Annotated in this window: 23 protein-coding genes and 2 tRNA genes; 2 read left to right on the top strand and 23 right to left on the bottom strand. The window is 53.4% G+C overall.

Annotated elements, in window-relative coordinates; genetic code table 11:
• Window positions 1-135: 135 nt before the first annotated feature.
• The 13 genes from M2108_RS20350 to M2108_RS20290 form a co-directional block, all read right to left on the bottom strand.
• Window positions 136-330 carry a hypothetical protein gene (locus M2108_RS20350; protein ID WP_277471068.1) on the bottom strand — a complete coding sequence of 65 codons (195 nt, stop codon included), beginning with the start codon at window positions 328-330 and terminating at the stop codon, window positions 136-138.
• Window positions 331-610: 280 nt separating this feature from the next.
• A tRNA-Ile gene (locus tag M2108_RS20345) sits at window positions 611-684 on the bottom strand.
• 41 nt (window positions 685-725) lie between these two features.
• Window positions 726-802: transfer RNA gene (locus M2108_RS20340), tRNA-Met, on the bottom strand.
• Between the two features lie 81 nt (window positions 803-883).
• Window positions 884-1,048, bottom strand: coding sequence for a hypothetical protein (locus M2108_RS20335; RefSeq protein ID WP_167336667.1), 165 nt, complete (start codon window positions 1,046-1,048; stop codon window positions 884-886).
• Between the two features lie 130 nt (window positions 1,049-1,178).
• Complete coding sequence (gene pyrE, locus M2108_RS20330) at window positions 1,179-1,820, bottom strand: orotate phosphoribosyltransferase (protein ID WP_277471069.1); 642 nt, start codon at window positions 1,818-1,820, stop codon at window positions 1,179-1,181.
• Complete coding sequence (gene pyrF, locus M2108_RS20325) at window positions 1,817-2,518, bottom strand: orotidine-5'-phosphate decarboxylase (RefSeq protein ID WP_277471193.1); 702 nt, start codon at window positions 2,516-2,518, stop codon at window positions 1,817-1,819. The genes pyrE and pyrF overlap by 4 nt, the downstream gene beginning before the upstream one ends.
• A gap of 201 nt (window positions 2,519-2,719) precedes the next feature.
• The gene (gene carB / locus M2108_RS20320; protein WP_277471071.1) at window positions 2,720-5,941 is read right to left on the bottom strand and encodes a carbamoyl-phosphate synthase large subunit; all 3,222 of its coding nucleotides are present in this window, start codon (window positions 5,939-5,941) and stop codon (window positions 2,720-2,722) included.
• A gap of 2 nt (window positions 5,942-5,943) precedes the next feature.
• On the bottom strand, window positions 5,944-7,125 hold the full coding sequence (gene carA / locus M2108_RS20315) for a glutamine-hydrolyzing carbamoyl-phosphate synthase small subunit (RefSeq protein WP_277471073.1): 1,182 nt from the start codon (window positions 7,123-7,125) through the stop codon (window positions 5,944-5,946).
• Window positions 7,126-7,192: 67 nt separating this feature from the next.
• Window positions 7,193-8,467, bottom strand: coding sequence for a dihydroorotase (locus tag M2108_RS20310; protein ID WP_481856931.1), 1,275 nt, complete (start codon window positions 8,465-8,467; stop codon window positions 7,193-7,195).
• A 125-nt stretch (window positions 8,468-8,592) separates the two neighbouring features.
• Window positions 8,593-9,501: an aspartate carbamoyltransferase catalytic subunit gene (locus M2108_RS20305; RefSeq protein ID WP_277471074.1), complete on the bottom strand. Its 909-nt coding sequence runs from the start codon at window positions 9,499-9,501 to the stop codon at window positions 8,593-8,595.
• Between the two features lie 2 nt (window positions 9,502-9,503).
• Entirely contained in the window at window positions 9,504-10,082 is a 579-nt protein-coding gene (gene pyrR, locus M2108_RS20300; RefSeq protein WP_277471075.1) for a bifunctional pyr operon transcriptional regulator/uracil phosphoribosyltransferase PyrR, read from the bottom strand.
• Between the two features lie 669 nt (window positions 10,083-10,751).
• Window positions 10,752-10,913 (bottom strand): hypothetical protein, encoded by a 162-nt coding sequence (locus M2108_RS20295; RefSeq protein ID WP_277471076.1) that lies wholly within the window; start codon window positions 10,911-10,913, stop codon window positions 10,752-10,754.
• A 92-nt stretch (window positions 10,914-11,005) separates the two neighbouring features.
• Window positions 11,006-11,647: a GyrI-like domain-containing protein gene (locus tag M2108_RS20290; RefSeq protein WP_277471077.1), complete on the bottom strand. Its 642-nt coding sequence runs from the start codon at window positions 11,645-11,647 to the stop codon at window positions 11,006-11,008.
• 187 nt (window positions 11,648-11,834) lie between these two features.
• Between M2108_RS20290 and M2108_RS20285 the strand changes: the two genes are divergently transcribed.
• The gene (locus M2108_RS20285; RefSeq protein WP_277471078.1) at window positions 11,835-12,401 is read left to right on the top strand and encodes a GNAT family N-acetyltransferase; all 567 of its coding nucleotides are present in this window, start codon (window positions 11,835-11,837) and stop codon (window positions 12,399-12,401) included.
• 55 nt (window positions 12,402-12,456) lie between these two features.
• On the opposite strand, the gene M2108_RS20280 is transcribed toward M2108_RS20285, so the two are convergent.
• The 3 genes from M2108_RS20280 to lspA all read right to left on the bottom strand — a co-directional run bounded on the left by M2108_RS20280 (window position 12,457) and on the right by lspA (window position 15,310).
• Window positions 12,457-13,710 carry an LL-diaminopimelate aminotransferase gene (locus tag M2108_RS20280; protein ID WP_277471080.1) on the bottom strand — a complete coding sequence of 418 codons (1,254 nt, stop codon included), beginning with the start codon at window positions 13,708-13,710 and terminating at the stop codon, window positions 12,457-12,459.
• A gap of 129 nt (window positions 13,711-13,839) precedes the next feature.
• A complete protein-coding gene (locus M2108_RS20275; RefSeq protein ID WP_277471081.1) occupies window positions 13,840-14,814 on the bottom strand; it encodes an RluA family pseudouridine synthase in 975 nt (324 codons plus the stop codon).
• Window positions 14,807-15,310: a signal peptidase II gene (lspA, locus tag M2108_RS20270; protein WP_277471195.1), complete on the bottom strand. Its 504-nt coding sequence runs from the start codon at window positions 15,308-15,310 to the stop codon at window positions 14,807-14,809. The genes M2108_RS20275 and lspA overlap by 8 nt, the downstream gene beginning before the upstream one ends.
• Window positions 15,311-15,528: 218 nt before the next feature.
• On the opposite strand from lspA, the gene M2108_RS20265 reads away from it, so the two are divergent.
• Window positions 15,529-16,260, top strand: coding sequence for a TraR/DksA C4-type zinc finger protein (locus tag M2108_RS20265; protein WP_277471082.1), 732 nt, complete (start codon window positions 15,529-15,531; stop codon window positions 16,258-16,260).
• A gap of 37 nt (window positions 16,261-16,297) precedes the next feature.
• Here the strand turns inward: M2108_RS20265 and M2108_RS20260 are convergent, their stop codons facing one another.
• From M2108_RS20260 to M2108_RS20230, 7 genes are all read right to left on the bottom strand, one after another.
• Entirely contained in the window at window positions 16,298-16,636 is a 339-nt protein-coding gene (locus tag M2108_RS20260; RefSeq protein ID WP_277471196.1) for a DUF5665 domain-containing protein, read from the bottom strand.
• A 426-nt stretch (window positions 16,637-17,062) separates the two neighbouring features.
• A complete protein-coding gene (gene ileS, locus M2108_RS20255; protein ID WP_277471083.1) occupies window positions 17,063-20,155 on the bottom strand; it encodes an isoleucine--tRNA ligase in 3,093 nt (1,030 codons plus the stop codon).
• A gap of 1,023 nt (window positions 20,156-21,178) precedes the next feature.
• Window positions 21,179-21,664 carry a DivIVA domain-containing protein gene (locus tag M2108_RS20250; RefSeq protein ID WP_068726346.1) on the bottom strand — a complete coding sequence of 162 codons (486 nt, stop codon included), beginning with the start codon at window positions 21,662-21,664 and terminating at the stop codon, window positions 21,179-21,181.
• A gap of 149 nt (window positions 21,665-21,813) precedes the next feature.
• Entirely contained in the window at window positions 21,814-22,596 is a 783-nt protein-coding gene (locus M2108_RS20245) for a YlmH family RNA-binding protein (protein WP_277471086.1), read from the bottom strand.
• A 4-nt stretch (window positions 22,597-22,600) separates the two neighbouring features.
• Window positions 22,601-22,870: a YggT family protein gene (locus M2108_RS20240; RefSeq protein WP_082708007.1), complete on the bottom strand. Its 270-nt coding sequence runs from the start codon at window positions 22,868-22,870 to the stop codon at window positions 22,601-22,603.
• 7 nt (window positions 22,871-22,877) lie between these two features.
• A complete protein-coding gene (locus M2108_RS20235; protein ID WP_277471087.1) occupies window positions 22,878-23,321 on the bottom strand; it encodes a cell division protein SepF in 444 nt (147 codons plus the stop codon).
• Window positions 23,321-24,013 (bottom strand): YggS family pyridoxal phosphate-dependent enzyme, encoded by a 693-nt coding sequence (locus tag M2108_RS20230; protein WP_277471197.1) that lies wholly within the window; start codon window positions 24,011-24,013, stop codon window positions 23,321-23,323. Before M2108_RS20230 ends, M2108_RS20235 begins: the two co-directional genes overlap by 1 nt.
• Between the last annotated feature and the right edge of the window lie 9 nt (window positions 24,014-24,022).

Genomic DNA, 24,022 nt, shown 5'->3' with positions numbered 1-24,022 from the left:
TACTCGACCTCTCTTCGCCAGCCGTAAAAGGAAACTTCGACAAGTACCCATTTTCATCCTTCTTGGGTGCCGCTAGGCGGCATGGATGTCTATTGCACAAAGTACAATCATTCTAATTGGGCCTGTGTTTTTAACTTAATATGCTCTGCCCGCTTCCGCTGCAATAAGCTCGGCTGGAATGAAAATCATCAGGTAGAGTGCTATTGAAGCGAATATAATGTTACGGATGGACAGGTTCTTGCCCTCATGGATCTTTTTGAACAAGGCAAAACAGTTATAAAGGAACAGCACACAGGACAGCGGAAGAATAAGATAGAGCCAAAAGTACAAATCCTTACCTCCCTTTATTCTGAATTATCCATTGTTTCTGGATTTATATCGTTAGTACAACCAATCCACTATAAGTCCGAATAAGAGCCAAGAGAAAAAATGTATCCCGTACAAAACAAACGATTAAGGATAACAACGGCAGCCAAAAGCTTCATTTCTTCAGGATTACCTTCATAAAACGTCTCCTCATTTACAAAATATTACTATATATAAAGGATTAATACCACAAACAACCCCAAACAAAGCAAAAACCCCTTGCTACGCAAGGGGTTTAGTGAAGTGGGCCCTACAGGACTCGAACCTGTGACCAATCGGTTATGAGCCGACCGCTCTAACCAACTGAGCTAAGGGCCCGGACTAGGTATCCGAATGTACAATGGCTGTAAAAGAATAATTGGTTGCGGGGGCAGGATTTGAACCTGCGGCCTTCGGGTTATGAGCCCGACGAGCTACCGGGCTGCTCCACCCCGCGTCAGTAAACTTATTCAAACAGCGACAATAGTTAATATACATTAAATAAGGCCCCAAAGTCAAGGATGAAATTGCTAATTCCTTACGGTAAAAAACGAACCCCGTAACGACCCTTCCGCGACCGGTAAATTTCTACAAACTGCGGGTCATGATAGCCGTAGATCCAGCCGTCCTGCTCCAGCCTTTTGGCCAGACAGCCTGCCTGAAATCTCGTCCTGAACAGCTTGGCAAAATAAATCCAGTTCATGATGGGTATCTCCTTTGAAGTTGGTTCAGCGCTGCAGTTATAGCATACCCATCATGGCAGATAAATATGCGGGACTCCCAGCTCTCATAACCGGAAAGCCGCAAGTCCCGCAGGTAAAATATTATGTCTGTTACACTCCGAACGAAGCCGGATCTTTGCGCCACGATTGCAGCAGCGCTACATCGCTCTCAGCGATCTTGCCCTGGGTAAGGGCTACATCAATCAGGGTTGTGTAGTTGGACAGGCTCTGCAGCGGCACACCGGCTGCTGCGAACGCTTCGGTCGCGCGGTCCAGCTCATAACTGAAGATCGCGAGAACAGCCAGCACCTCTCCGCCTGCCTCTTCCACAGCCTGCGCTGCTTTGATCGAGCTGCCGCCGGTGGAGATCAGGTCCTCGATAACGATAACCTTCTGGCCGGGCGAGATACTGCCTTCGATCTGGTTCTGTTTACCGTGGCCTTTGGCCTTGTCGCGGATATATGCCATCGGCAGATTCAGCTTGTCAGACACCCAGGCTGCATGCGGGATACCGGCGGTTGCTGTGCCAGCGATGACCTGTGCTTCCGGATAGCTGGCTTTAATCAGCTCGGCAAAGCCGCCTGCAATATAATTACGGACTTCCGGGAAAGACATCGTAAGGCGGTTATCGCAATAGATTGGTGACTTAATGCCGGAGGTCCAAGTGAACGGGTCCTGCGGGCGCAGCGCAACCGCCCCGATCTCCAGCAGATAGGCTGCGACTTGCTGACTTGTATTTGACAATGTACTCATGCTTGTATCATCTCCTCAATAATGGATAGTGCGGCTGCGCGCGGATCGGCGGCTGCGGTAATCGGCCGGCCTATAACCAGGAAGTGGCTGCCCTGGCGGATGGCTTGTCCGGGCGTCATTACGCGGGACTGGTCGTCCAGGGATGAGCCAGCCGGACGGATACCCGGCGTTACTGTGACAAATTCCGGACCGCAGGCTGCAGCAATCGCTGCCGATTCCTGCGGGGAAGCAACTACGCCATGCAGCCCCGCTTCTGCGGCGAGCTTGGCATAACGTACGACGGTATCTTCTACGTTCCCGGCAATCCCGATTTCTTCGTTCATCACTTCCTGGCTCGTGCTTGTAAGCTGTGTAACCGCAATGATCAGCGGAATATGCAGCGAAGGATTCAGGCTGACCGCCTTGGCGGCTCCCTCAAGCGCTGCGGCCATCATGGTCTTCCCGCCGGAGGCATGGACATTGAACATGTCCACACCGAGCCTGGTGATACTCTCGGCACCGCCACGTACGGTATTCGGGATGTCGTGCATTTTCACATCCAGAAAGACGGAATAGCCCCGTTCCTTAAGCTCTCTGATAAAATCCGGCCCTGCTGCATAGAACAGCTGCATGCCGACCTTCAGGTAGCACGGGATGCCTTCCAGCTTATCGATCAGGACCCGCGCAGAGTCCGCATCCGGATAATCGAGCGGAATCATTAGCCTGCCGGCCAATTCATCCCGTTTTGTAATCTGACCAATCGTCTCATGCTCTGTCTGCTCTGGGGTTTGCTGTTCCATGGGTCGTTCTCCAGCTCCTTCATTCATCATCTGCTTGCCCGGGCACAGTTGAACGGTCTGCGCTAACGCAAACCGTTCCCTGTATGAAACCGCCCGCAGGCGATTCCTGGTATTCATATCTTATTGTCCGACAAAAGAGGGCATCGACTGTGACGAGAAGTTGATCGTCTGCAGCATTTTCAGCAGCGCCGCTACGGTATCGAGCGAGGTCATACATACCACGCCGTTCTCAACCGCTTCGCGGCGGATGCGGAAGCCGTCACGCTCAGGTGTTTTGCCCTTGGTCAGGGTGTTGAACACGAAGTTCGCTTGACCGCTGCGGATCAGGTCGAGGATCGTAGGCTCGCCTTCATCCAGCTTGTTGACGTTCATCACGTTCAGGCCGGACTGCTCCAGCGCCTGCGCCGTGCCGCCTGTAGCGATGATTTTGTAGCCCATAGCATGGAAGCCCTTCATCAGCTCAACCGCTTCAGCTTTGTCTTTATCCGCTACTGTAACGATGATCGCGCCGGTTGCCGGGATTTTCATGCCTGCACCGATCAGACCTTTGTACAGCGCCTTGGCATACAGCTTGTCGCGGCCCATTACCTCACCGGTCGACTTCATTTCAGGTCCCAGGGTCGGCTCTACTCTGCGCAGCTTGGCAAAAGAGAACACCGGCACTTTAACCGATACGTAGTCGCTCTCCGGCCAGAGGCCTTCTGTATAACCCTCTGCCTTCAGCTTGCTGCCGAGGATGATTTTGGTTGCCAGATTCGCCATTGGAATGCCGGTTACCTTGCTCAGGAACGGAACTGTACGCGAGGAGCGCGGATTCACTTCGATGACATACACTTCGTTCTGGTAGATAACGAACTGGATGTTCACCAGACCGATCGTTTTCAGCTCTTTGGCGATTTTGATCGTGATGTCGGTGATCTTCTGCTTCAGGTCTTCATCCAGGTACTGCGGAGGATATACGGCGATGGAGTCGCCGGAGTGGACACCTGCGCGCTCCACATGCTCCATGATACCCGGAATGACTACGGTTTCGCCGTCGCAGATCGCGTCAACCTCAACCTCTTTGCCGAGCATGTAACGGTCGATCAGGACCGGATGCTCCGGATTGATCTTAACCGCTTCAACCATGTAGTTCATCAGCTCAGTATCGTTATACACGATCTCCATCGCACGTCCGCCCAGCACGTAGGAAGGACGCACCAGCACCGGATAGCCGAGGGACTGTGCTGTTTCTACAGCCTGGCTTGCATCGGTTACTGTCTTGCCTTTCGGCTGTGCGATGTCCAGACGGGCCAGCAGCGCTTCGAACCGCTTGCGGTCCTCAGCTTCGTCGATGCTCGACAGGCTGGTTCCGAGGATGTTCACACCGGCTGCGGCCAGCGGCGCAGCAAGGTTGATGGCCGTCTGGCCGCCGAACTGCACGATAACCCCGATCGGATTTTCCTGGGCGATGACATTCATTACATCTTCAAAGAACAGCGGCTCAAAATACAACCGGTCCGAAGTATTGAAATCCGTAGACACCGTCTCCGGGTTGTTGTTGATAATAACGGCCTCGTAGCCGGCGTTCTGGATCGCCCACACCGCGTGTACAGTGGAGTAGTCGAATTCAATCCCCTGGCCGATACGGATCGGACCGGAGCCAAGCACTACAACCTTTTGCTTATCAGAATGAGTAACTTCATTTTCTGTTTCATAGGTCGAGTAGTAGTAAGGCGTCGATGCTTCGAACTCAGCGGCGCAGGTATCTACCATCTTGAAGACCGGAGTCAGGCCTTGGGCCAGGCGCAGGGCGCGGACATCCGCTTCCTTCGTCTGTGCGCCGCCCGGACGTCCTTCGGCACGGATCTCGGCGATGGCCCGGTCAGTGAAGCCTTTGCGCTTCGCCTGGTACAGCGTTTCAGCGCTCAACGTTTCTTCACTGCGCAGCACATCCTCGAATTGCACCAGTCCTTCAATCTTGGACAGGAACCACCAGTCTACATTCGTAATATCCTGAATCTCCTGCAGCTGATAGCCGCGGCGGTAAGCTTCGGCGATCAGGAACAGCCGCTCATCGTCCGCTTTTGCCAGACGGGTACGCAGGACGCTGTCTTCCAGCAGCTCGGCACCTGGCAGACGGAAGCGGTGAACTCCGATTTCCAGGGAACGGACGGCCTTGTGGATCGACTCTTCAAAGGTACGGCCGATCGCCATTACTTCGCCGGTCGCTTTCATCTGTGTGCCCAGCTTGCGGTTCGCCGAGGTGAACTTGTCGAACGGCCAGCGCGGGATTTTGCTGACGATATAGTCCAGCGTCGGTTCGAAGCAGGCATACGTCTGGCCGGTAACCGGGTTAACGATTTCGTCGAGCGTGTAGCCGAGAGCGATTTTGGCTGCCATCTTGGCGATTGGGTAGCCGGTTGCCTTGGAGGCAAGCGCCGAAGAGCGGCTTACACGAGGGTTAACCTCGATTACATAATATTGATAGCTTTGCGGATCAAGCGCGAACTGTACGTTACAGCCGCCTTCGATGTTGAGCGCACGGATGATCTTCAGTGAAGCACTCCGCAGCATCTGGTATTCGCGGTCGGAGAGCGTCTGGCTCGGTGCCACAACGATACTGTCGCCAGTATGTACACCTACAGGATCAAAGTTCTCCATGTTGCAGACCACGATACAGTTGTCGTTCGCGTCGCGCATAACCTCGTATTCGACTTCCTTCATGCCGGCGATGCTCTTCTCGACCAGACACTGGCCGATGGGGCTGTAGCGGATACCCGCTTTTACCGTTTCACGCAGTTCTTCCGCGTTGTCACAGATTCCGCCGCCGGTTCCGCCCAGGGTATAAGCCGGACGTACGATCAGCGGGAAGCCGATTTCTTCTGCGAAGCTCATCGCTTCTTCAACAGTTGTAATAATGATACTTTCCGGAACCGGCTGGTCCAGCTCGCGCATCAGTTCGCGGAACAGGTCACGGTCCTCCGCCTTCTCGATCGAATGCAGCTGAGTTCCCAGCAGCTTCACGTTCTCCGCTTCCAGTACGCCGGCGCGTGCCAGCTCAACGGCCATATTCAGACCGGTCTGGCCGCCCAGCGTCGGCAGCAGTCCATCCGGACGCTCCTGGCGGATGATGCCTGTTACAAAATCAAGGGTGATTGGCTCGATATAGACTTTATCAGCCATATTTGTATCAGTCATGATGGTAGCCGGGTTGCTGTTGATCAGTACAACCTCAACGCCTTCTTCTTTGAGAGCCTGGCAGGCCTGTGTGCCTGCATAGTCAAACTCGGCGGCCTGGCCGATGACGATCGGACCGGAGCCGATTACGAGGATTTTTTTAAGTTTATCGTTCTTAGGCATGATTATAGAGCTCCTTTCACGGCTTCAAGCTTCGGTGTTGTTGGTTTAGGTGCCGTGATTCTGGCATTAGCAGCAAGCTGTGCCTGGCGTGAGCCGGCAGGCGTCTTCGCTTTGTGATCGGCAATCATCTGCAGGAAACGGTCGAACAGATAGCTGCTGTCATGCGGTCCCGGCGCTGCTTCCGGATGGTATTGCACCGAAAAGGCAGGGTAACGGGTATGCTTCAGGCCTTCAATGGTTTTGTCATTATTGTTGATGTGCGTCACTTCAAGCTCGGTGCTCTGCACAGATTCTTCATTAACGGTATAGCCGTGGTTCTGCGAGGTGATGAAGCAGCGTCCGCTTTCCAGCTCCTTAACCGGGTGGTTACCGCCGCGGTGGCCAAACTTCAGCTTCTCGGTGTCAGCGCCGCAAGCCAGTGCGAACAATTGGTGACCCAGGCAGATGCCGAAGATCGGGTATTCGCCAAGCAGCTCGGAAATGGTGTTCACGGCATAAGGCACATCCTTAGGGTCCCCAGGGCCGTTGGACAGCTGGATTCCGTCAGGGTTCAGGCGGCGGATTTCGTCCGCAGTTACATCATGGGGTACGACCACTACGTCACAGCCGCGGTTGTTCAGCTCGCGCAGGATACCGGTCTTCGCGCCGTAGTCAACCAGCACGATCCGCTCCTTTGTTCCAGGGCTGCTGTAGCTTGTAGTGGTAGAAGTACGGGCAACCTGGTTGCGCAGCTCTTCAATGGTTGTGTCGCCCATCATTTCCATCAGCTCTTCCACACGTTTGTTAGAAGTAGTCAGGATGGCTTTCATCGTTCCGTAGTGGCGGATAATGCGGGTCAGCATCCGGGTGTCGATCTCGCTGATCCCGGGAATGCCGTATTCCTTCAGCAGGTCATCCACACTGTATTCAGCGCGCCAGTTGCTCGGCACTTCTTCATGGCGGCGTACAACAAAGCCGTGTACAAAAGGACGTACAGATTCAAAATCATCACGGGTAATGCCGTAGTTCCCGATCAGCGGATAAGTCATCGTTACGATCTGTCCGCAGTAGGAAGGGTCCGACAGCACCTCCTGATAACCTGTAATCCCTGTGTTAAAAACAACCTCGCCTGTCTTTTCGCCCTCAGCGCCAAATGCGGTCCCTGTAAACAGTGTTCCGTCCTGAAGCAGCAATCTTGCCTGCATTTCCTTCCACTCCTTCTTGTTTCTGTAGTCTGATTCTATTGGTTGGATCCTGACCCAGTCAGGATCATTAGTTGTTTTGTGTCCAGACAGCCTTGCCGTCTACCCAGGTTGCTACCGGCCAGCCTTTCAGCTTCCATCCGGTGAACGGTGTATTACGTCCCTTAGTGGCAAAAGTGGCCGGGTCAACCACCTGCTCTTCATTCAGGTCAATCAGTGTCAGATCAGCCGGCGCCCCTACAGCCAGGCTGCCTGTGTTCAGCCGGAACACGCGGGCCGGATCAGCGGTCATCCGCTGTACCAGCAGGGACAGGTCCCATTTGCCTGTCGCTACAAAAGCGGTATACAGCAGCGGGAAGGCCGTCTCGAAGCCGACGATGCCAAACGGTGCAAGCTGCATGCCCTTGGCTTTTTCTTCCTCACTGTGCGGCGCATGGTCAGTTACGATGATGTCGATCGTGCCGTCCAGCAGCCCCTCGATGCAGGCTTCCACATCGCGGCGGGAGCGCAGCGGCGGGTTCATTTTCCAGTTGGCATCCATTCCCGGGATATCCTCTTCAGAGAGCAGCAGATGGTGCGGGCACACCTCAGCGGTTACTTTAATGCCGATTTGCTTCGCCTGGCGGATCAGCCGTACCGACTGCTCTGTGCTGACGTGGCAGACATGGTAGTGTACGCCTGTCGCTTCAGCGAGCAGAATATCGCGTCCGACATGAATCGCTTCCGACTCATTCGGAATGCCCTTCAATCCATGCTTGGTTGCAAAAGTACCTTCGTTAACCGCACAGCCTTCGACCAGCGAATCATCCTCGCAGTGGGCGATGACCGGCATATCCAGGCTTGCAGCCAGCTTCATGGCATCCTTCATCATCTGGGCGGTCTGTACGCCTACACCGTCGTCCGTAAAACCGATCGCTCCGGCTTCCTTCAAGGCGGCAAAGTCCGTCAGCTCGCGGCCAAGCTCATTTTTGGTGATTGCCGCATAAGGCAGCACCTTAACCAGTCCGGCTTCACGCGCTTTTTCCTTTACCAGCTCTACGATTTCAGGAGTGTCGGTCACCGGGCGGGTGTTCGGCATGCAGGCGATGGTGGTGAATCCGCCCTTGGCTGCCGACCGTGCGCCGGTTTCAATCGTTTCTTTATGCTCAAAGCCAGGCTCGCGCAGATGCACGTGCATGTCAATCAGGCCCGGTACCAGCAGCTTGCCTTCCGCGTCTACAATCTCACCGGATTCTTCTGCCGGAAGCTCACTTTCAACCGCTGTAATGATCCCGTCCTGAACCACGATATGCTTGACTTCCAGTTCGCCGTCTTTGTTCAATACACTGGCGTTTCTAATGATCACGATGATGATTCTCCTTTTGCCTGCAAGCCGCAGCTCCAGACTCTGTTTGTATTATATAATAAAAATTCATCTTTGTGTATATTTATTAATACATTTATGTCAGGTTTTTTGAGAGCCCGGACGCCCTATTGAAGCGCACGCTCCATAACTGCCATTCTTACCGGCACACCGTTCGCCATCTGCGGGAAAATCCGCGACTGGCCGCTCTCGACCACCGCATCATCAATCTCCAGATTGCGGTTGACCGGCGCCGGATGCATGATGATCGTGTTCTTATCCAGCTTGGCCGCCCGTTCTTCCGTCAGTCCGTACTGCTTGCGGTACTCATCAGCTGACTGCAGAATGCCGGTTGCGTGACGCTCCAGCTGCACTCTCAGCATCATGACCACGTCCGCCTTCAGTGCTTCTTCCATACTTACGTATGGGGCATACTGGGCCAGTTCAGGCGCCTTCATGCTGTCCGGTGCACAGAACTGCACGCTTGCTCCCATCTTGGTCAGTCCCCAGAGGTTCGAGCGGGCCACCCGGCTATGCATAATGTCCCCGATAATCGAAACCTTGAGGTCCTTCAGCTCGCCAAAATTTTTGGTCATCGTATACATGTCCAGCAGCGCCTGGGTCGGATGCTCGTTGTTTCCGTCTCCGGCATTGATCAGCGGGATGGATACCTTCTCCGCCAGCTGCTGCAGCACGCCTGCAGGCTTCAAACGCACAACTCCGGCGTCGATCCCCATCGATTCCAGTGTGCGCACTGTATCGTAGATCGACTCGCCTTTTTCTACACTGGAAGCTGCCGCCGTAAAATTCAGCACCTGCACCCCAAGGCGTTTCTCGGCCATTTCGAAGGAAAAGCGGGTCCGCGTACTATTTTCAAAAAACATGTTAGCCACAAACTGCGATCTCAGCACCGGTGTCAGCTTCTCCTTCTGGTTGTCCCAGTAAGCCGTTCTGTTCAAAAGCTGCAGAATCTCTGTCCGGTCCAGCTCTTTAATCCCCAGCAGACTGCGTTCCTTCACCTTGGTTGCTGTCATCATTGTTATCGTTCCTCCCGGTTGGAAATAATGTAAACCTCATCTTTGCCGTCGTATTCCTTAAGCGACACTTCGATCTCTTCATGCCTGGAGGTAGGCACGTTCTTACCGATATAGTCCGGCCGGATCGGCAGCTCGCGGTGCCCGCGGTCGGCCAGTACAGCCAGCTGGATCATCCGCGGCCGTCCGCAGTCCATCAGGGCATCCATCGCCGCGCGGATCGTCCGTCCGGTGTACAGCACATCGTCGAACAAAATCACCTTTTTGTCGCGGATGCCTCCGCTGCCTGCCGGCAGATTCAGCATGCTCTCGGCTGCTGCCTGGTCCATTGCCTCCCGGTTGTCTCCGCCTTCGCGGTCATCCCGGTAATGGGTGATGTCGAGCTCGCCCCAGGCAATTTCCACGCCCTCAATCTCTTTGATGCGTTCTGCAATCCGCTGAGCCAGATACACTCCGCGGGTGCGGATACCAACCAGCAGACAATTCTCAATCCCTTTGTTTTTCTCCAAAATCTCGTGTGCAATGCGCGACAGCGCCCGGCGGATCGCCGTTTCATCCATAATTACATTTTTTTCGGTAGCCATTTATCCAGTCATCCTTTCGCTTGTACGCCCGTCCAAGCCCCCGGAAATCAAAAAACTCCTTGCCCAAAACAGGCAAGGAGTGAAATCCGCAGATTAAAAAGATGGATGTCCGCGCGCATAAAGAGGCCATCCGTACTCATACGGATCCCATCCATTTGTCGCGAACCTCGATTCACGTTACCTTGCCAGCCTCACGGGACTGAATTAAAGGCGCATATTCAACTAAGGGAATTATGACAGAAGTTTGTCTTGGTGTCAAACCGGGAATTTTTTCTTGGGGGTGGAAGTGAACTGGTCAAGGTGAGTGAGGCTACTTGGTGAGGGAGGTACTGGGATGTATACTGGTTTGGGTGACGGGCGCTGCTGCGGGTTTTTTGGACTTCCGGCCGCTGTTGTGTTTAGATTTCCTGATCCAAACTATCTAAGTGGAAATTTGCTATCTAATATACCGATGAACCCCGCTTCCGAGAAAGTAGTTGGAAAAAAGACACTTCATTTAGCCGGAATACCCTACAGAGCGATAAATAGCCCGATTTAGATGACGTTTTTCCAACTAATAGCTGTAAAACCCGGAAACCACCGGATTTAAGTGTCGAAAATCCAACTAGATTGGTTGAGAACTCAAAAACCTGACATGCTGCAATGGCGAAATCCTTGAGGCATAAGCGCCTATCCGGTCTGCAGCGCGCCGCCGGCCTCAATCCGCTGCCGGGGCAGCAGCTGTTCATCGATGTAAGCCTCCGTATGGCGCTTCATAACAGGAAGGGAAGCCGGCTGCCAGACTCTTATAACCTCGTCATTCTCAGAACGCTTGGAATCTGTATGATTCACTCCTATCACTCCTCAGGTTTACATTGCACAGGCTCACTCTATACATACCCAATTTGCGATCCCTATGCCGCTCCCCTTACCGCTTGGCGCCGTTAATCAGCCTTCCGCACAGGATGCCGCACAATCGTCTTCAGCTTCGCTATTTCCGATTTACGCGGGTCGGACAGATAAATTTCATGATGCTTCCGCGCGTCTGACAGGTCACACACCAAGCCTTGCTCTGCAATGTAACTGTTCATCTTCTCAACCGTCGCCGGTTCATCATCGTAGCTGCCGATATGCATGCACTGGACACACAGTCCCTCCGTAAAGGTAACGAGCCGCGCTTTAGCAACATCGATCTGCGGTTTTTTGCGGGTAACTGTCTCCACAGCAGCAGCATACACCTGCTCATTCACAAACACAGGCTGGCGGAACATCGCGGTCCAACAGAACTTGTCCTTTCGGGTATAGTCCACCCCGTGAATGCCCTCCTGCCACCACTGGCCCTCCAGCGGAGGCACGACGTACTCTAAGTATCCCTCAGGAGCAGGGCCGCTTTTGGGAGCCATTTTGATCGCATACGATAGCGCATAGAGTATTTCTACAGCCCGCTGATATTCGCCGCCCGGCTCATTCGGGTCACCCTGTCCGTCCACCTGGATGAAGGTCATTTCAGGCACATCAATAACACCAGGCACAGTCTTGGGCTGGTAAAGTTCTTTATATGCTTTTTTATAATCCAGTTTTTCCATATGTACACCTCTTTATTTAGGCTTATGCTATCATTCTACCCGATTGAAATAGACAGCTATATGTCATATTACTCGCGAGCCGGTAAAATAATATTCGCATAAAACGGCCTTTTCCCGCTCTCCTCTGCCTTGCTTTTTTACTATGCCCCTCCCGGTCTGTTATGATCATTCTGGAGGCGACTTGACGATGAACATGGACCTGATAACAATTGCTGAGTGGAACGAGGAGCTATGGAGATCCGTGGAGCCGGTGTACCGGGAGGCTTTCCCCAGCGGGGCCAAGCCGGAAAAAATCCTGCATCGTATGCTGGACCTAGGAATCGGTTATCTGCACGCCGGCATGTTAAATGGACAGGCAGCCGGGATGGCTGTAACAGGTGTTATCGACGGAAAAGAAGGCCGGCGGCTCATCATTGATTATCTGGCGGTCAGCCGGGAGCTGCGCGGACGGGGCGCTGGAACATTGTTGCTAAATCAGATTGTAGAATGGGCACAAAAAAAACATAGCGTGCAGGGGGTCATTATCGAGGCGGAATCCGGCACGTCGGAGGAGCATACAGAGCGGATTCATTTCTGGGAAAAGAACGGCTTCATCCTTACCCCTTACGTTCATCAGTATATCTGGGTTCCGGAGCCCTATCAGGCCATGCAGAAGCCGCTCGCGGCGGGAGTTGCAGTAACGGATAACGGAGAGTCACTGTTCAGGTACATCAATGCTTTTCATAAAAAGGCGTACCGCCCGCCGGCAAAATAATAAGTTAGTCTAAAAAAAGCCGCCGCAGTCTGTTAAGACCGCGGCGGCTTTATCATTAAAATTCAAATTCAACGTCGGAGAGACGTCTTTGAATTTCGGAAATTACGCGTTTTTCTTCTTCCTCGCCTTTGGCTACAAAGGTTACGGAGAAACGGACGAACGGGCCGGCATCATCCCAAGGCACAGTGGAGATCAGCTTTTCGCGGATCAGGAACTGGGAGAAGTCCTCGCCAGTTTCGAAGCGGCGTCCGCCTTTGACACCTTTAGGTGCAGCTACATACAGGAAGAACGAGCCCTTCGGTTTCTCGGCTTTGAAGCCCAGGCTGTTCAGCGCATCCACCAGCATGTTGTGGCGGCGGGAGTACTTGGCGGCAATAGCTTCGGTAATCTGCGGGTTAGCCAGACCGTAAGCGGCAGCCTTCTGGATCGCGATGAACTGACCGGAGTCATTGTTGTCCTTAACGTCGCTGAATGCTTTTACGATCAGCGGGTTACCGGCAACAAAGCCGATTCTCCAGCCGGTCATGTTATAGGACTTGGACAGGGAGTGCAGCTCTACACCCACATCCTTTGCGCCAGGTACGGACAGGAAGCTCAGCGGCTTCACGCCGTCATAAGTCAAGGCTGCGTAAGGAGCATCGTGGACAACTACAACATTATATTTTTTAGCCCAGACTACAACCTCAGCGAAAAACTCAGGAGTTGCACTTGCGCCTGTAGGGTTGTTCGGATAGTTCAGGTAGAGCAGCTTCGCTTTGTGAGCGATGTCCTCCGGAATGGAGTTCAGGTCAGGCAGGAAGTTGTTTTCCTTCTTCAGCTCTACAGTGTAGACTTGTCCGCCCAGATATTTAGTGTGGGTACCAAGTACAGGATAACCCGGAATAGTCATGATGGTGATGTCGCCCGGATTAATAAAAGCGGATGGCAGCATAGCCAGGGCCGGCTTCGAACCGATGGAGTGAACCACTTCCGTCACAGGGTCAATGCCTTCAACCTGGAATACTTCCTTTAGGTAAGCAGCAGCTGCCGCTTTGAATTCAGGAATCCCGTTATCGGCATAACCGCGGTTTTCTTCTTTGGCAGCTTCGATAGCCAGCTTCGCGATAATACCTTCGTCAGCCATTTCGTCCGGCTCGCCAACGCCCATGTCGATCAGTTCGATATCAGGAAAATCCTGCTTCGCCGATGCTTTGGCGCGTTTGATTTTTTCAAATTTATAAATGTTGGTATCCTTGCCGTAGTTAGCGCCGCCGATGCGGTCAGCAAAATTAGTCTGAATAAAAGTGCTCTGATATTGTTCGATGCTCATATTCTTGTTCTCATCTCCTGGCATTATTTATAACTATGCAACCCATGCAGGACGATTGTACATCCCATAATCTAAATATGAAGCAAAACCGCCTGCAAAACCATGGATTTATCATCACTTCATTTGTACTTATCTGCTCCGCAGCTGGAATAGCAAATCTTCCATATCCGCAGGAATCGGCCGGCTAAACTCCATATATTCTCCGGTCGAAGGATGCACAAAGCCGAGTATAGCGGCATGCAGTGCTTGTCCGTTCATGGTGATACCCTTGCTGCGCCCGTACACCGGATCTCCGACCAGCGGGTGGCCGATAAACTTCATATGCACACGGATCTGGTGGGTACGGCCTGTCTCCAGCTGCAGCTCCAGCAGGGTACAATCCCCCAAGCGCTCCAGCACGGTAAAATGGGTCACCGACTTCTTGCTGTTCTTCTCGGTTACGGTGTATAGCTTACGGTCGTGGGGATCGCGGCCGATCGGCGCATCCACTGTTCCCTTGTCATGCGATACGTTACCGTGTACAACCGCAATATAACGCCGGGTTACGCTGTGCTCCTTCAGCTGGGCTGCGAGCGAGGCGTGGCTGGCGTCGTTTTTGGCGGCCATAATCAGGCCGGAGGTGTCTTTGTCAATGCGGTGCACAATGCCCGGGCGGATCTCGCCGTTAATACCGGACAAGTCCTTGCAGTGATACATCAGCGCATTGACCAAGGTACCTGACGGATGCCCTGCAGCCGGATGCACAACCATGCCGCGCGGCTTGTTGATCACAATAACATCGCTGTCTTCATAAGCCACATCAAGCGGAATATCCTCGGGTACCAGGTCCGTTACTTCCGGTTCCGGTACAGTTACAGCGACAACATCGCCTGCAGACAGCTTATAATTCGCTTTTACAGGAGCCCCATTTACCGTAACATGCCCGTTTGAAATCAAAAGCTGCACCTGCGAACGGGAAATCTCCTCTTCCCAGGCTTCGGTGATGTATTTATCAATCCGTTCCTTGGCGTTTTCTGATGCAACCGTCCATACAGTGACGTCCTTGTCCTCCTCTGAGGCTCCCTCAGCCACCAATTCGCCAAAGTCCTTGTTCAAATCATTCATTCCCTTCTTTTACTTCCTTTGACTCTTTAACTTCGGTGATTTCCTCTCCGCCCTTGACATCACGCAGCGTGTCCAGAATAATCAGCGCTACCCCGATTACAATACAGGAGTCGGCCACGTTGAAGATCGGGAAGGTGTAGCTGCCGAAATTGAACATGAGAAAATCTACAACCTCTCCGTTCAGCAGCCGGTCCAAAAAGTTGCCGATCGCTCCGCCGAGCACCAGAGCCAGCGCCGTAGGCAGCAGCTTGCGGGTCTTCCGGGCTTTGTTCAGGTACCAGATGATACCGATCACAACCACGGTTGTAATCAGAATGAAGAACCACTGCTGTCCCTGAAGGATGCCGAAAGCGGCTCCACGATTGCGGTGTGAGGTAATAATGAAGAAATCATTAATAACCGGAATCTGCTCTCCGAGCTCCAGCCGGGTAGCAATCACATATTTGGTACCCTGGTCAATCAAAAATACAATAAGCGCAATCAGAAAGTACACCACAGAAGTTGTCACTCCGTTCTTATTTTTCCCGCGGATGCGGTACGAATACTGAATAAAGACTTGTATATTGTAGCACAGGCCTCAAGAACCCGTCTATTCATGGCTTGGGCAAAAAGCCTCAGGCTAAAAACATTTTCCAGCGGTAAAACCGTGCCTCTCCGGCCAAGCTATCCTTGAAGGAACCGTTTCGATAAAAGCACCTGAGAGGAGCATCGTCCATGAGTCACCTGACATCAGAGCAGCTGGCCCGTCTGCATCAAGCACTGCTTCAGCAGCAGGAAGACATACGCCACCGTCTGCAAAATAATGAGCATTACGGGCTGCAGGAATCGCTGCGTGATAATACCGGCGAGCTGTCCGTCATCGACAATCATCCCGGGGATGCGGCAACAGAGCTGTACCACCGCTCGATGGATATCTCCCTCGTAGAGCGCGATGAGCATGAGCTGGAGGAAATCGATGATGCCCTGACCGCAATGGAAGAAGGCAGCTACGGCAGCTGTGCCGTCTGCGGCGGGGATATCCCGTATGAACGTTTGTCCGTTGTCCCCTCAACCCGGTACTGCAAAGAGCATAATCCGCGCCAGTTCTCGCCTTTTACACGGCCTGCAGAGGAAGAGTTTCTGTCTTCGCCGTTCGGCCGGACAAGCCTGGACGAACGCGAAGAACAGAACGGGTTCGACGGGGAAGATGCCTGGCAGATTGTTGAAAGCTGGGGCAGCTCGAATTCCCCGGCCATGGCTGAAGACAATGAAATCCGCTCCTATAATGATATGGAGATTGAGGCGGACGAAACCGAGGGCTTCGTGGAGCCGTGGGAAAATTTTGTCGCGACCGACATCGCCGGCAATCATCTTACCATCATCAAAGGCAACAGCTACCGCCATTACATGGATAGCGAGGAAGGCGATTATCTGCTTGATCCGAATGAAAAAAGATCACGGGAGTAGCTGCGGCTGCTCCTTTTTTTCTATATTAAAATGCACGCTAAAACGTCTTCAGCTCCAGCTGATGCTGTACGATCCGCACAATGTCGGCGATATAGTCCCCGATGATCGGCAGATTGAGCGCACCCAGCACCTGCAGAACATAAATAATTGTCGCCGCAAAAAAGGTAAACCCGAGCGCAATTCCCACTCCGCGTGCCGTTCCTGAAAGAATGTTCAGCCAGATCAGGCGAAAAGGGCTGTGCAAAAGCTCGGTGTACTCGGCAATCCGCGCCTTCTCCATCTGCTGGGCCAGTCCGGTTGTCAGCCGGTAGACGGCGTTCAGCTTTTCCTCCTGGGTAACCGCTTGTTCCTGCCCTTGTACCTGTACTTCTGCTATATGCTCCCGTCCCGTCTCCTGCCGGTTTTGCCCGGACTGCCCGCCGCCATCCCCGGATGTCTTAACCGTAATTCTCCCGCCTTGTACAGACTGCCCGCGCTCCTCCTGCCTGTCCGTCACCTCTACCAGCTCCTTCACCAGCTTAACTGCATTGCCTCACAAGTAGAAACGGCTATGCCGTCTTTCAGAGAAAGCGGTAACCATTTCTGCGAGAAATATAAGGATTATTTATTGCGTAAAACATATAAATTCTTATATTTACATAAAAAGCCCGCCTCCCCGGAGAAAAGCTCTCCAGGGACACGGACTCCCATGCAGCGCATACCCAAGAAAGTACATGCCCCTGCAATCAGGGCCATCTGGACGTTTCTTCTTATGCCGCTAGTATATGCCAATTCGGGACAGGTAATGCACCCGCTCCGGGGCTTAGCCCTTGATAAAGATGCCGATCGATTTACCGCTGACATCCACTGCTTCGAAGCTATGTTCACCGTCAAAAGCAAGCTCGGCAACCAGTACGTTGTCACGCAGCACATGTTCAAAAGCAGTTACTGCCGCTTTCAGCTCATCATCCAGCTGCAGGGTCAGGTCGATCCGCTTTTCGATTGCCAGATCAAGCCGTTTACGGTAATCCTGCACCGCACGGATGATCTCACGCACCCAGCCCTCCTGCTCCAGCTCAGGTGTGATCTCAGTATTCAGCGCCACGGTCAGTCCGTAGCCGGAAGCTGCCGCAAAGCCGGATTTGGCCTGTTTTTCAACCAGCAGCTCTTCTGCAGTAATCTGCAGCTCTTCGCCATCCGGTGACACAACAGCTACAACACCATCAGTAACCGCTTTGCGGGTAGCATCGCTGTCCATGCCTTTGAGGAAGCCTTGGATGAAGCCGACGTTTTTGCCGTATTTTTTACCGGCCACTTTGAGGTTCAGCTTCAGGGTGAAGTCAACAAAGCCGCTGTCGCTGTTCTCCAGGACAATATGCTTCACGTTGATCTCATCCTTGATGATCTCTTCATAGTCGGCGATAGCAAAGTCACGGTCCAGCGACACGATCAGCTCGGACAGCGGCTGACGGTTCTTGATGCCGGTCTCGTTACGCACGTTGCGGGCCAGCTCGACAATGCCTCTCGCGCTTTCCATATCGCGTTCCAGCTCAAGATCGATCAGGCTTTCGTCCGCCTTAGGATAATCGGCCAGATGCACGCTTTCCCCGCCGCCCAGGTTCGTGAAGATATCCTCGGACAGCATCGGTGTGAACGGAGCCATCAGCGTAGCCGTCTTAAGCAGTACATGAGTCAGGGTGCGGTAAGCGTCCAGCTTCTCTTCACCAAGCCCGCTGCCCCAGAAACGGTCACGGGAACGGCGGATATACCAGTTGCTCAGCTCATCCACAAAGTTCTCAACCGCTTTGGAGGTGTTAACGAAGTCATTAACGGCCAGGCCTTTATCCACCAGCAGGATCAGGCTATTCAGGCGGGAAAGAATCCAGCGGTCCAGCTTGTGCTCTGACACCTTGAACGGATGCTCAGCAGGATCATAGCCGTCGATGCCGGCATAGAGCGTCAGGAACGCATGCGTATTAACGAGCGTATCCACTACCTTCGATTTGGTCTCACCGACCAGGCCGCGCGAAAAGCGTTTGTTATTCCAAGGCGCACTGTCAGACAGGATCGCCCAGCGGAATGCGTCGGTGCCGTATTCGTTCATGATTTCCCACGGGTCGATTACGTTGCCTTTGGATTTGGACATTTTTTGGCCGTTCTCATCGAAGATGTGGCCGTGGGCGATAACCGCCTTGTAAGGCGCCTTGCCCTTGAACAGCGTCGATACAGCCAGCAGGCTGTAGAACCAGCCGCGGGTCTGGTCGATCCCTTCGCAGATCATATCTGCCGGATACTGGTCTTCAAACGTCTCATTGTTCTCGAACGGATAGTGGCTCTGGGCAAACGGCATCGAGCCGCTGTCGAACCAAACGTCGATTACTTCCGGTGTACGTATCATCACGCCGCCTTCGCTGAACGGGCTGCGCAGCTGGATGTTATCCACATACGGCTTATGCAGCTCAATGTCCTCAGGCACCTCGCCGATAGCCATCGACCGGAGCTCAGCGATGCTGTGCGGCGCAAATTCCTTGCCCGTATCCTGGCAGACCCAGACGTTCAGCGGAGTTCCCCAGTAACGATTACGGCTGATGTTCCAGTCCACAAGCTCTTCCAGGAACTTGCCGAAGCGGCCTTCACGCACATGGTCAGGGTACCAGTCTACTGTATTATTGTTGGCGATCAGCTGATCCTTGATTGCTGTTGTCTGGATGAACCAGCTGTCTGTTGCATAATAGAGCAGCGGTGTATCGCAGCGCCAGCAGAACGGATAGCTGTGCTCATATTTTTCTTTGTTGTAGAGCAATCCTTTTTCGGACAGCACCTTGATGATGTCCAGATCGACGTCCTTCACGAACCGTCCGGCAAAATCACTCACCACAGCGGTATACTTACCGGAAGTGTCCACTACATTCACGAAGCTGATGCCGTTCTCGCGGCAGCTCTTGTAGTCATCCTCACCATGCGCCGGAGCCATGTGTACGATCCCCGTACCGCTGGAATCCGTAACAAAAGATGCACCAACGATCACATTGTGCTTCTCTGCCTGGATGTAGCTGAACGGAGGAGTGTAGCTCTGGCCGATAAAGTCAGCACCTGTGTGAGTGGACAGGATCGTGTATTCGCCCTTCAGCACTTCATCCACCAGGTTCTTCGCCAGGATGTACACACCGTCTTCCTGCTGGGCGCGCACATATTCCATCTCAGGGTTCATGGCCAGCGCCATATGCGCCGGAAGCGTCCAAGGTGTAGTCGTCCAAGCCAGTACATAGTCACCGCTGCCTTCGAGCTTGAACTTGGCAGTAGCACTCAGATCCTTAACGGTCTTGTAGCCCTGCGCTACTTCATGGGAGCTCAGCGTCGTCTGACAGCTAGGGCAGTAAGGGCTGACGCGGTGTCCGCGGTACATCAGGCCTTTGTCATGAACCGTAGCCAGGATGTTCCATACGCTCTCGATGTATGTGTTATCGAGCGTTACATACGGATTATCCAGGTCAGTCCAGTAGCCGATTGCTTCCGTAAATTCACGCCACTGCTTCTCGTAGCCGAAGACACTTTCCTTACATTCCTTGATGAACTTCTCAACACCGTACTCTTCGATCTCCTGCTTGCCGGAGATGCCAAGCTTCTTCTGTACGCCGAGCTCAACCGGCAGACCGTGGGTATCCCAGCCCGCTTTGCGCACGACGCGGAAGCCCTTCATCGTCTGGTAACGGCCGATAAAGTCCTTGATGACGCGGCCCAGCACGTGCCCGATATGCGGCACCCCGTTCGCCGTCGGCGGTCCTTCATAGAACACATAGTTCGGGCGGCCCGCCCGGTTCTCCATCGATTTGCGGAACGTATCCTCGTCGCTCCATTTCTTCAGGATGCGGACATCTCTTGCCCGCGCCTTCTCTTTGACATCTACTTTTTGCATTTGAGGGTCAATCCTTTCAATGATGTAATCTTGAAACCAAAAGCTTTGCCTGTGCCTTTGATCTTGTGGGGGCACCCGCCCCGCGATCCCGTAGGGCAGCGCTGGGCGGGACGCCTGGGCGGCGGGGCGCAGCCGCCGCTTGCTTGTGCCATTGCTTTTGATCTTGTGGGGGCACCCGCCCCGCGATCCCGTAGGGCAGCGCTGGGCGGGACGCCTTAGGCGGCGGAGCGCAGCCGCCGCTTGCTTGTGCTTTTGATCTTGTGGGGCACCCGCCCCGCGATCCCGTAGGGCAGCGCTGGGCGGGACGCCTTGGCGGCGGGGCGCAGCCGCCGCTTGCTTGTGCTTTTGATCTTGTGGGGCACCCGCCCCGCGATCCCGCAGGGCAGCGCTGGGCGGGACGCCTTGCCCTTGACCTTAGGTGAAGGCCCCGCAGGCGCCCCCGTCAGGGGAGCCTAAGAAGGGCCGCTCCCCCCGCCGCAGTAATCCTTCCCGTCCGCCACCGTAAACCCCAAACTCGGAGCCCTTGTTGCGGGTGTCCAGAGGGCGGCCAGCCCTTGGGGTCCCCCTTCGGAAGGGGGATTTAGGGGGATCGCCACACAACAAAAGGAGCGTCCCCCCGCCCCCAAAGGGGCGAGACGACGCTCGCGATACCACCCTAATTCTGTGCCTGACACACATCCTTAAGGGGAGTGAATACAGCACAATCTCAGTTCCGCACATACTGCTGCTATGCGGGTCCGGGATAACGTCCGGCAGACGGCATAAACCTACGCACGACGAAGTCGCTTCGGCCCAGCTTCTAGGGGAAGATCTTCCGGTAAGGCCTGAACAATCGGCTCGCAGCACCGCCGACTCTCTGGAGAACATAACCTTATCGTACTTTGTCCCGTCATCGAATACATATATACTTTACACAGATATGTTCTAGTTATAGACGTTTTAAGAAAAAATGTCAACAGTACAGCCGCCTATCTGTCTTAAAACCCCATCCGTAATCAGTTTACCCGATACAGGACATTACAATCAGAGCAGGTTGTCGCTGGTCTCACGGCTTTCAAGCGCATTCCAGTCATCCTGGGAGAGCAGCTCCAGCTGTGCTTCCACCAGTGTCCGGAACCGGGTGCGGTAAATGGAGGCCTGCTTGCGGAGCTCTTCCGTCTCAATGGCGATCTTGCGGGATTTGGACAAAGCCTCATTGATGATCCGGTCGGCATTTTTTTCCGCTTCCTTGATGATCAGCTGAGATTCCTTTTTGGAATTGTTCTTTACATCATCGGCCGCTTCCTGGGCGACTATGATGGTTTTGGATAAGCTTTCCTCAATGTTCACAAAATGATCGAGACGCTCCTGAATGGACAGAAGCTGGTTCTGCAGCTCCTTATTTTCGCGAATGACGCTTTCGTAATCCTTGATGACCTGATCAAGGAATTCATTGACCTCGTCCTCATCATAACCACGGATTCTCCGGGAGAACTCCTTGTTATGTATATCGAGTGGCGTTAATGGCATGCTGTGCACCTCCTGGAAATTTCGGACCTTGCACGCCCCGGACTTTATTGTGCCCCGGTGACGCAGAAGAAAAAAACTTTACTGCAATAAGAATCGAATCCCTAGAGATAATCATTTTCGACAAGCGCCTGCAGATTCCTGCCGGAGCTTTAGACAAATTTACCGACCCTGACCCGGTAGCGGTCTTTTTTCGTCAGGCCGCCTATCTCCAGCACCTTAAACCGGCCAAATCCTTGGATGGAGATCATGTCCCCATCCTTAAGCGCACAGGAAGGATCCTCTTCCACTTTCCAGTTGACCCGGACGCGTCCCGCTTTAATCGGAGCCAGTATTTTGCTCCGGCTAAGCCGCGTCACGTCCGCTGCAATTCCATCGAGCCGTAAAGAGGCTACTGTAATGTCCATTGTTTCAAGCTTGACACTGCTGCTGCGCAGCTCTGACAGAGGAAGGATCTCCGTCGTAACATTAACCCGGTGCACACCGGTCAGATTCATGGCCAGATAGTCGGCGATGTCTGATGCTACTACTACATGGCATCCGTCCTCCAGCACATGTATATCGCCGATCTTTCCTCTTTTGACCCCAAGTCCCAGAATAGCGCCCATATAGTCGCCATGCTCCAGGGTGAGAAATTTCTGTTCACCTGAAGAGATACTGAGCACCTTCAGCTCCATATCTTCTTCAGAAAGATCACGGTAATCGGGTGCAACCAGCGCCCGTCTCCGTTCAGCGCTCTCAGAGCCGCCCTCCCAGCGAACTTCCACATCGGGATGACGGTTCACGAGCGTCTGCAGAATATAGCCCTGGCGGGGATCGAGGAACTCTGTCAGCTTCACTTCATGATAATCCCCGGCATGGCTGACCCATTCCCAGGCTTTATCCACAAACTGCCGTTCGTCAGGATGAAAATGCCCATAAATTTCATTTCTCATCATGCTAGCCGAAGAGCATTGCCACGATGGAATGAAGACCGACTACTGCAAAGCGCAATACGAACAGTGCAATGATCGGGGAAATGTCCAGCGTCCCGAACAGCGGTGGAATAATGCGCCGGAAAGGGCTCAGGTAAGGTTCAACAAGCTTGCCCAGCAGCTCGCCGATGAAATTTTCGCGCAGGTTCGGCAGCCAGGACATGAGAATGTATATAATAATCATGTAATAGTAAATCTGAAATAGAATGTTAATAATGGAAGATATTTCGTTCAAAACCTGTTCACCTCATTCTGTTGTAATCTTGTTCGTCTCCCAGGATTTCTGTAATCGACCCCTGAATCTCAACGGTGTCCGGTGTGCACATAAATATATTGCCCCCAATCTTGGATATTCCTCCACCCAGGGCATAAACGGTTCCGCTGAGAAAATCAATGATCCGCATCGCCTGGTCGTTGCGCACACGCTGCAGATTAATGACAACGGTACGGTGGGAACGCAGGTGATCGGCAATTTCCTGGGCCTCTTCATAAGAGCGGGGCTCATACAGTACGACCTTCACATTTTTTTGCGAATGGATACTGACGACGTTAGCCCGCTGGTTCTTGCGGTTTTCTACAGGGGCCGGCTCATACTCCTCTTCATCGCGGGTGATTTGTTCCCGCTCAACAACTTCCTCTTCCTCCTGCAAGCCCAAAAAATTCATAAACCGGTTCATCACGCCCATCAAGCTCCCTCCTCGTGACCTACTAATACCGTACCCAGGCGCACCCGGGTGGCTCCTTCCTCTATCGCCACTTCAAAATCATTCGACATTCCCATCGACAGCTCTTGTATAGGCTCAGGTGTCAAAGCCAGCAGATTCAGCTCATCACGCAGCTCGCGCAGTCCGCGGAACACCGGACGGGTAAGCTCCGGATCCTCTTCATGTGGTGCCATCGTCATCAGTCCGACTACTTTAATCCGGTGCAGCGGAGCGATTTCCCGGAGGAAATCCGGCACAGCCTCCGGCGGCAGTCCAAACTTCGTATCTTCTCCGGAGATATTCACCTGGAGAAATACCTTCACATCAATGCCGGCGGCTTCGGCTTTTTTCTGCAGTTCCCGTGCCAGCGACAGCCGGTCTAATGAATGTATATATTCAAATTTGCCGATAACGTCCTTAACCTTATTGGTCTGCAGATGACCAATAAAATGCCAGGTCCCTTTGTCTCCAAGCAGGTTCCATTTATGCTCGGCATCCTGCCAGCGGCTCTCGGCAATTTCCTCAAGGCCTGCCTCCAAAACCTCCGCCACCGTCTTCAGCGATACATATTTCGTCACTGCGATAACCTTGACGTCATTTACATCCCGGCCGCTTGCCGCGCAGGCCCGTGCTACACGTTCTTCTACAGCGGCTATTCTTTCCTGCAGTGTCAACACAGCCAA

Source organism: Paenibacillus sp. PastM-3 (assembly GCF_029893965.1).
Lineage (GTDB): Bacteria > Bacillota > Bacilli > Paenibacillales > Paenibacillaceae > Paenibacillus_AQ.
This window is presented reverse-complemented; position numbering and strand designations above follow the sequence as displayed.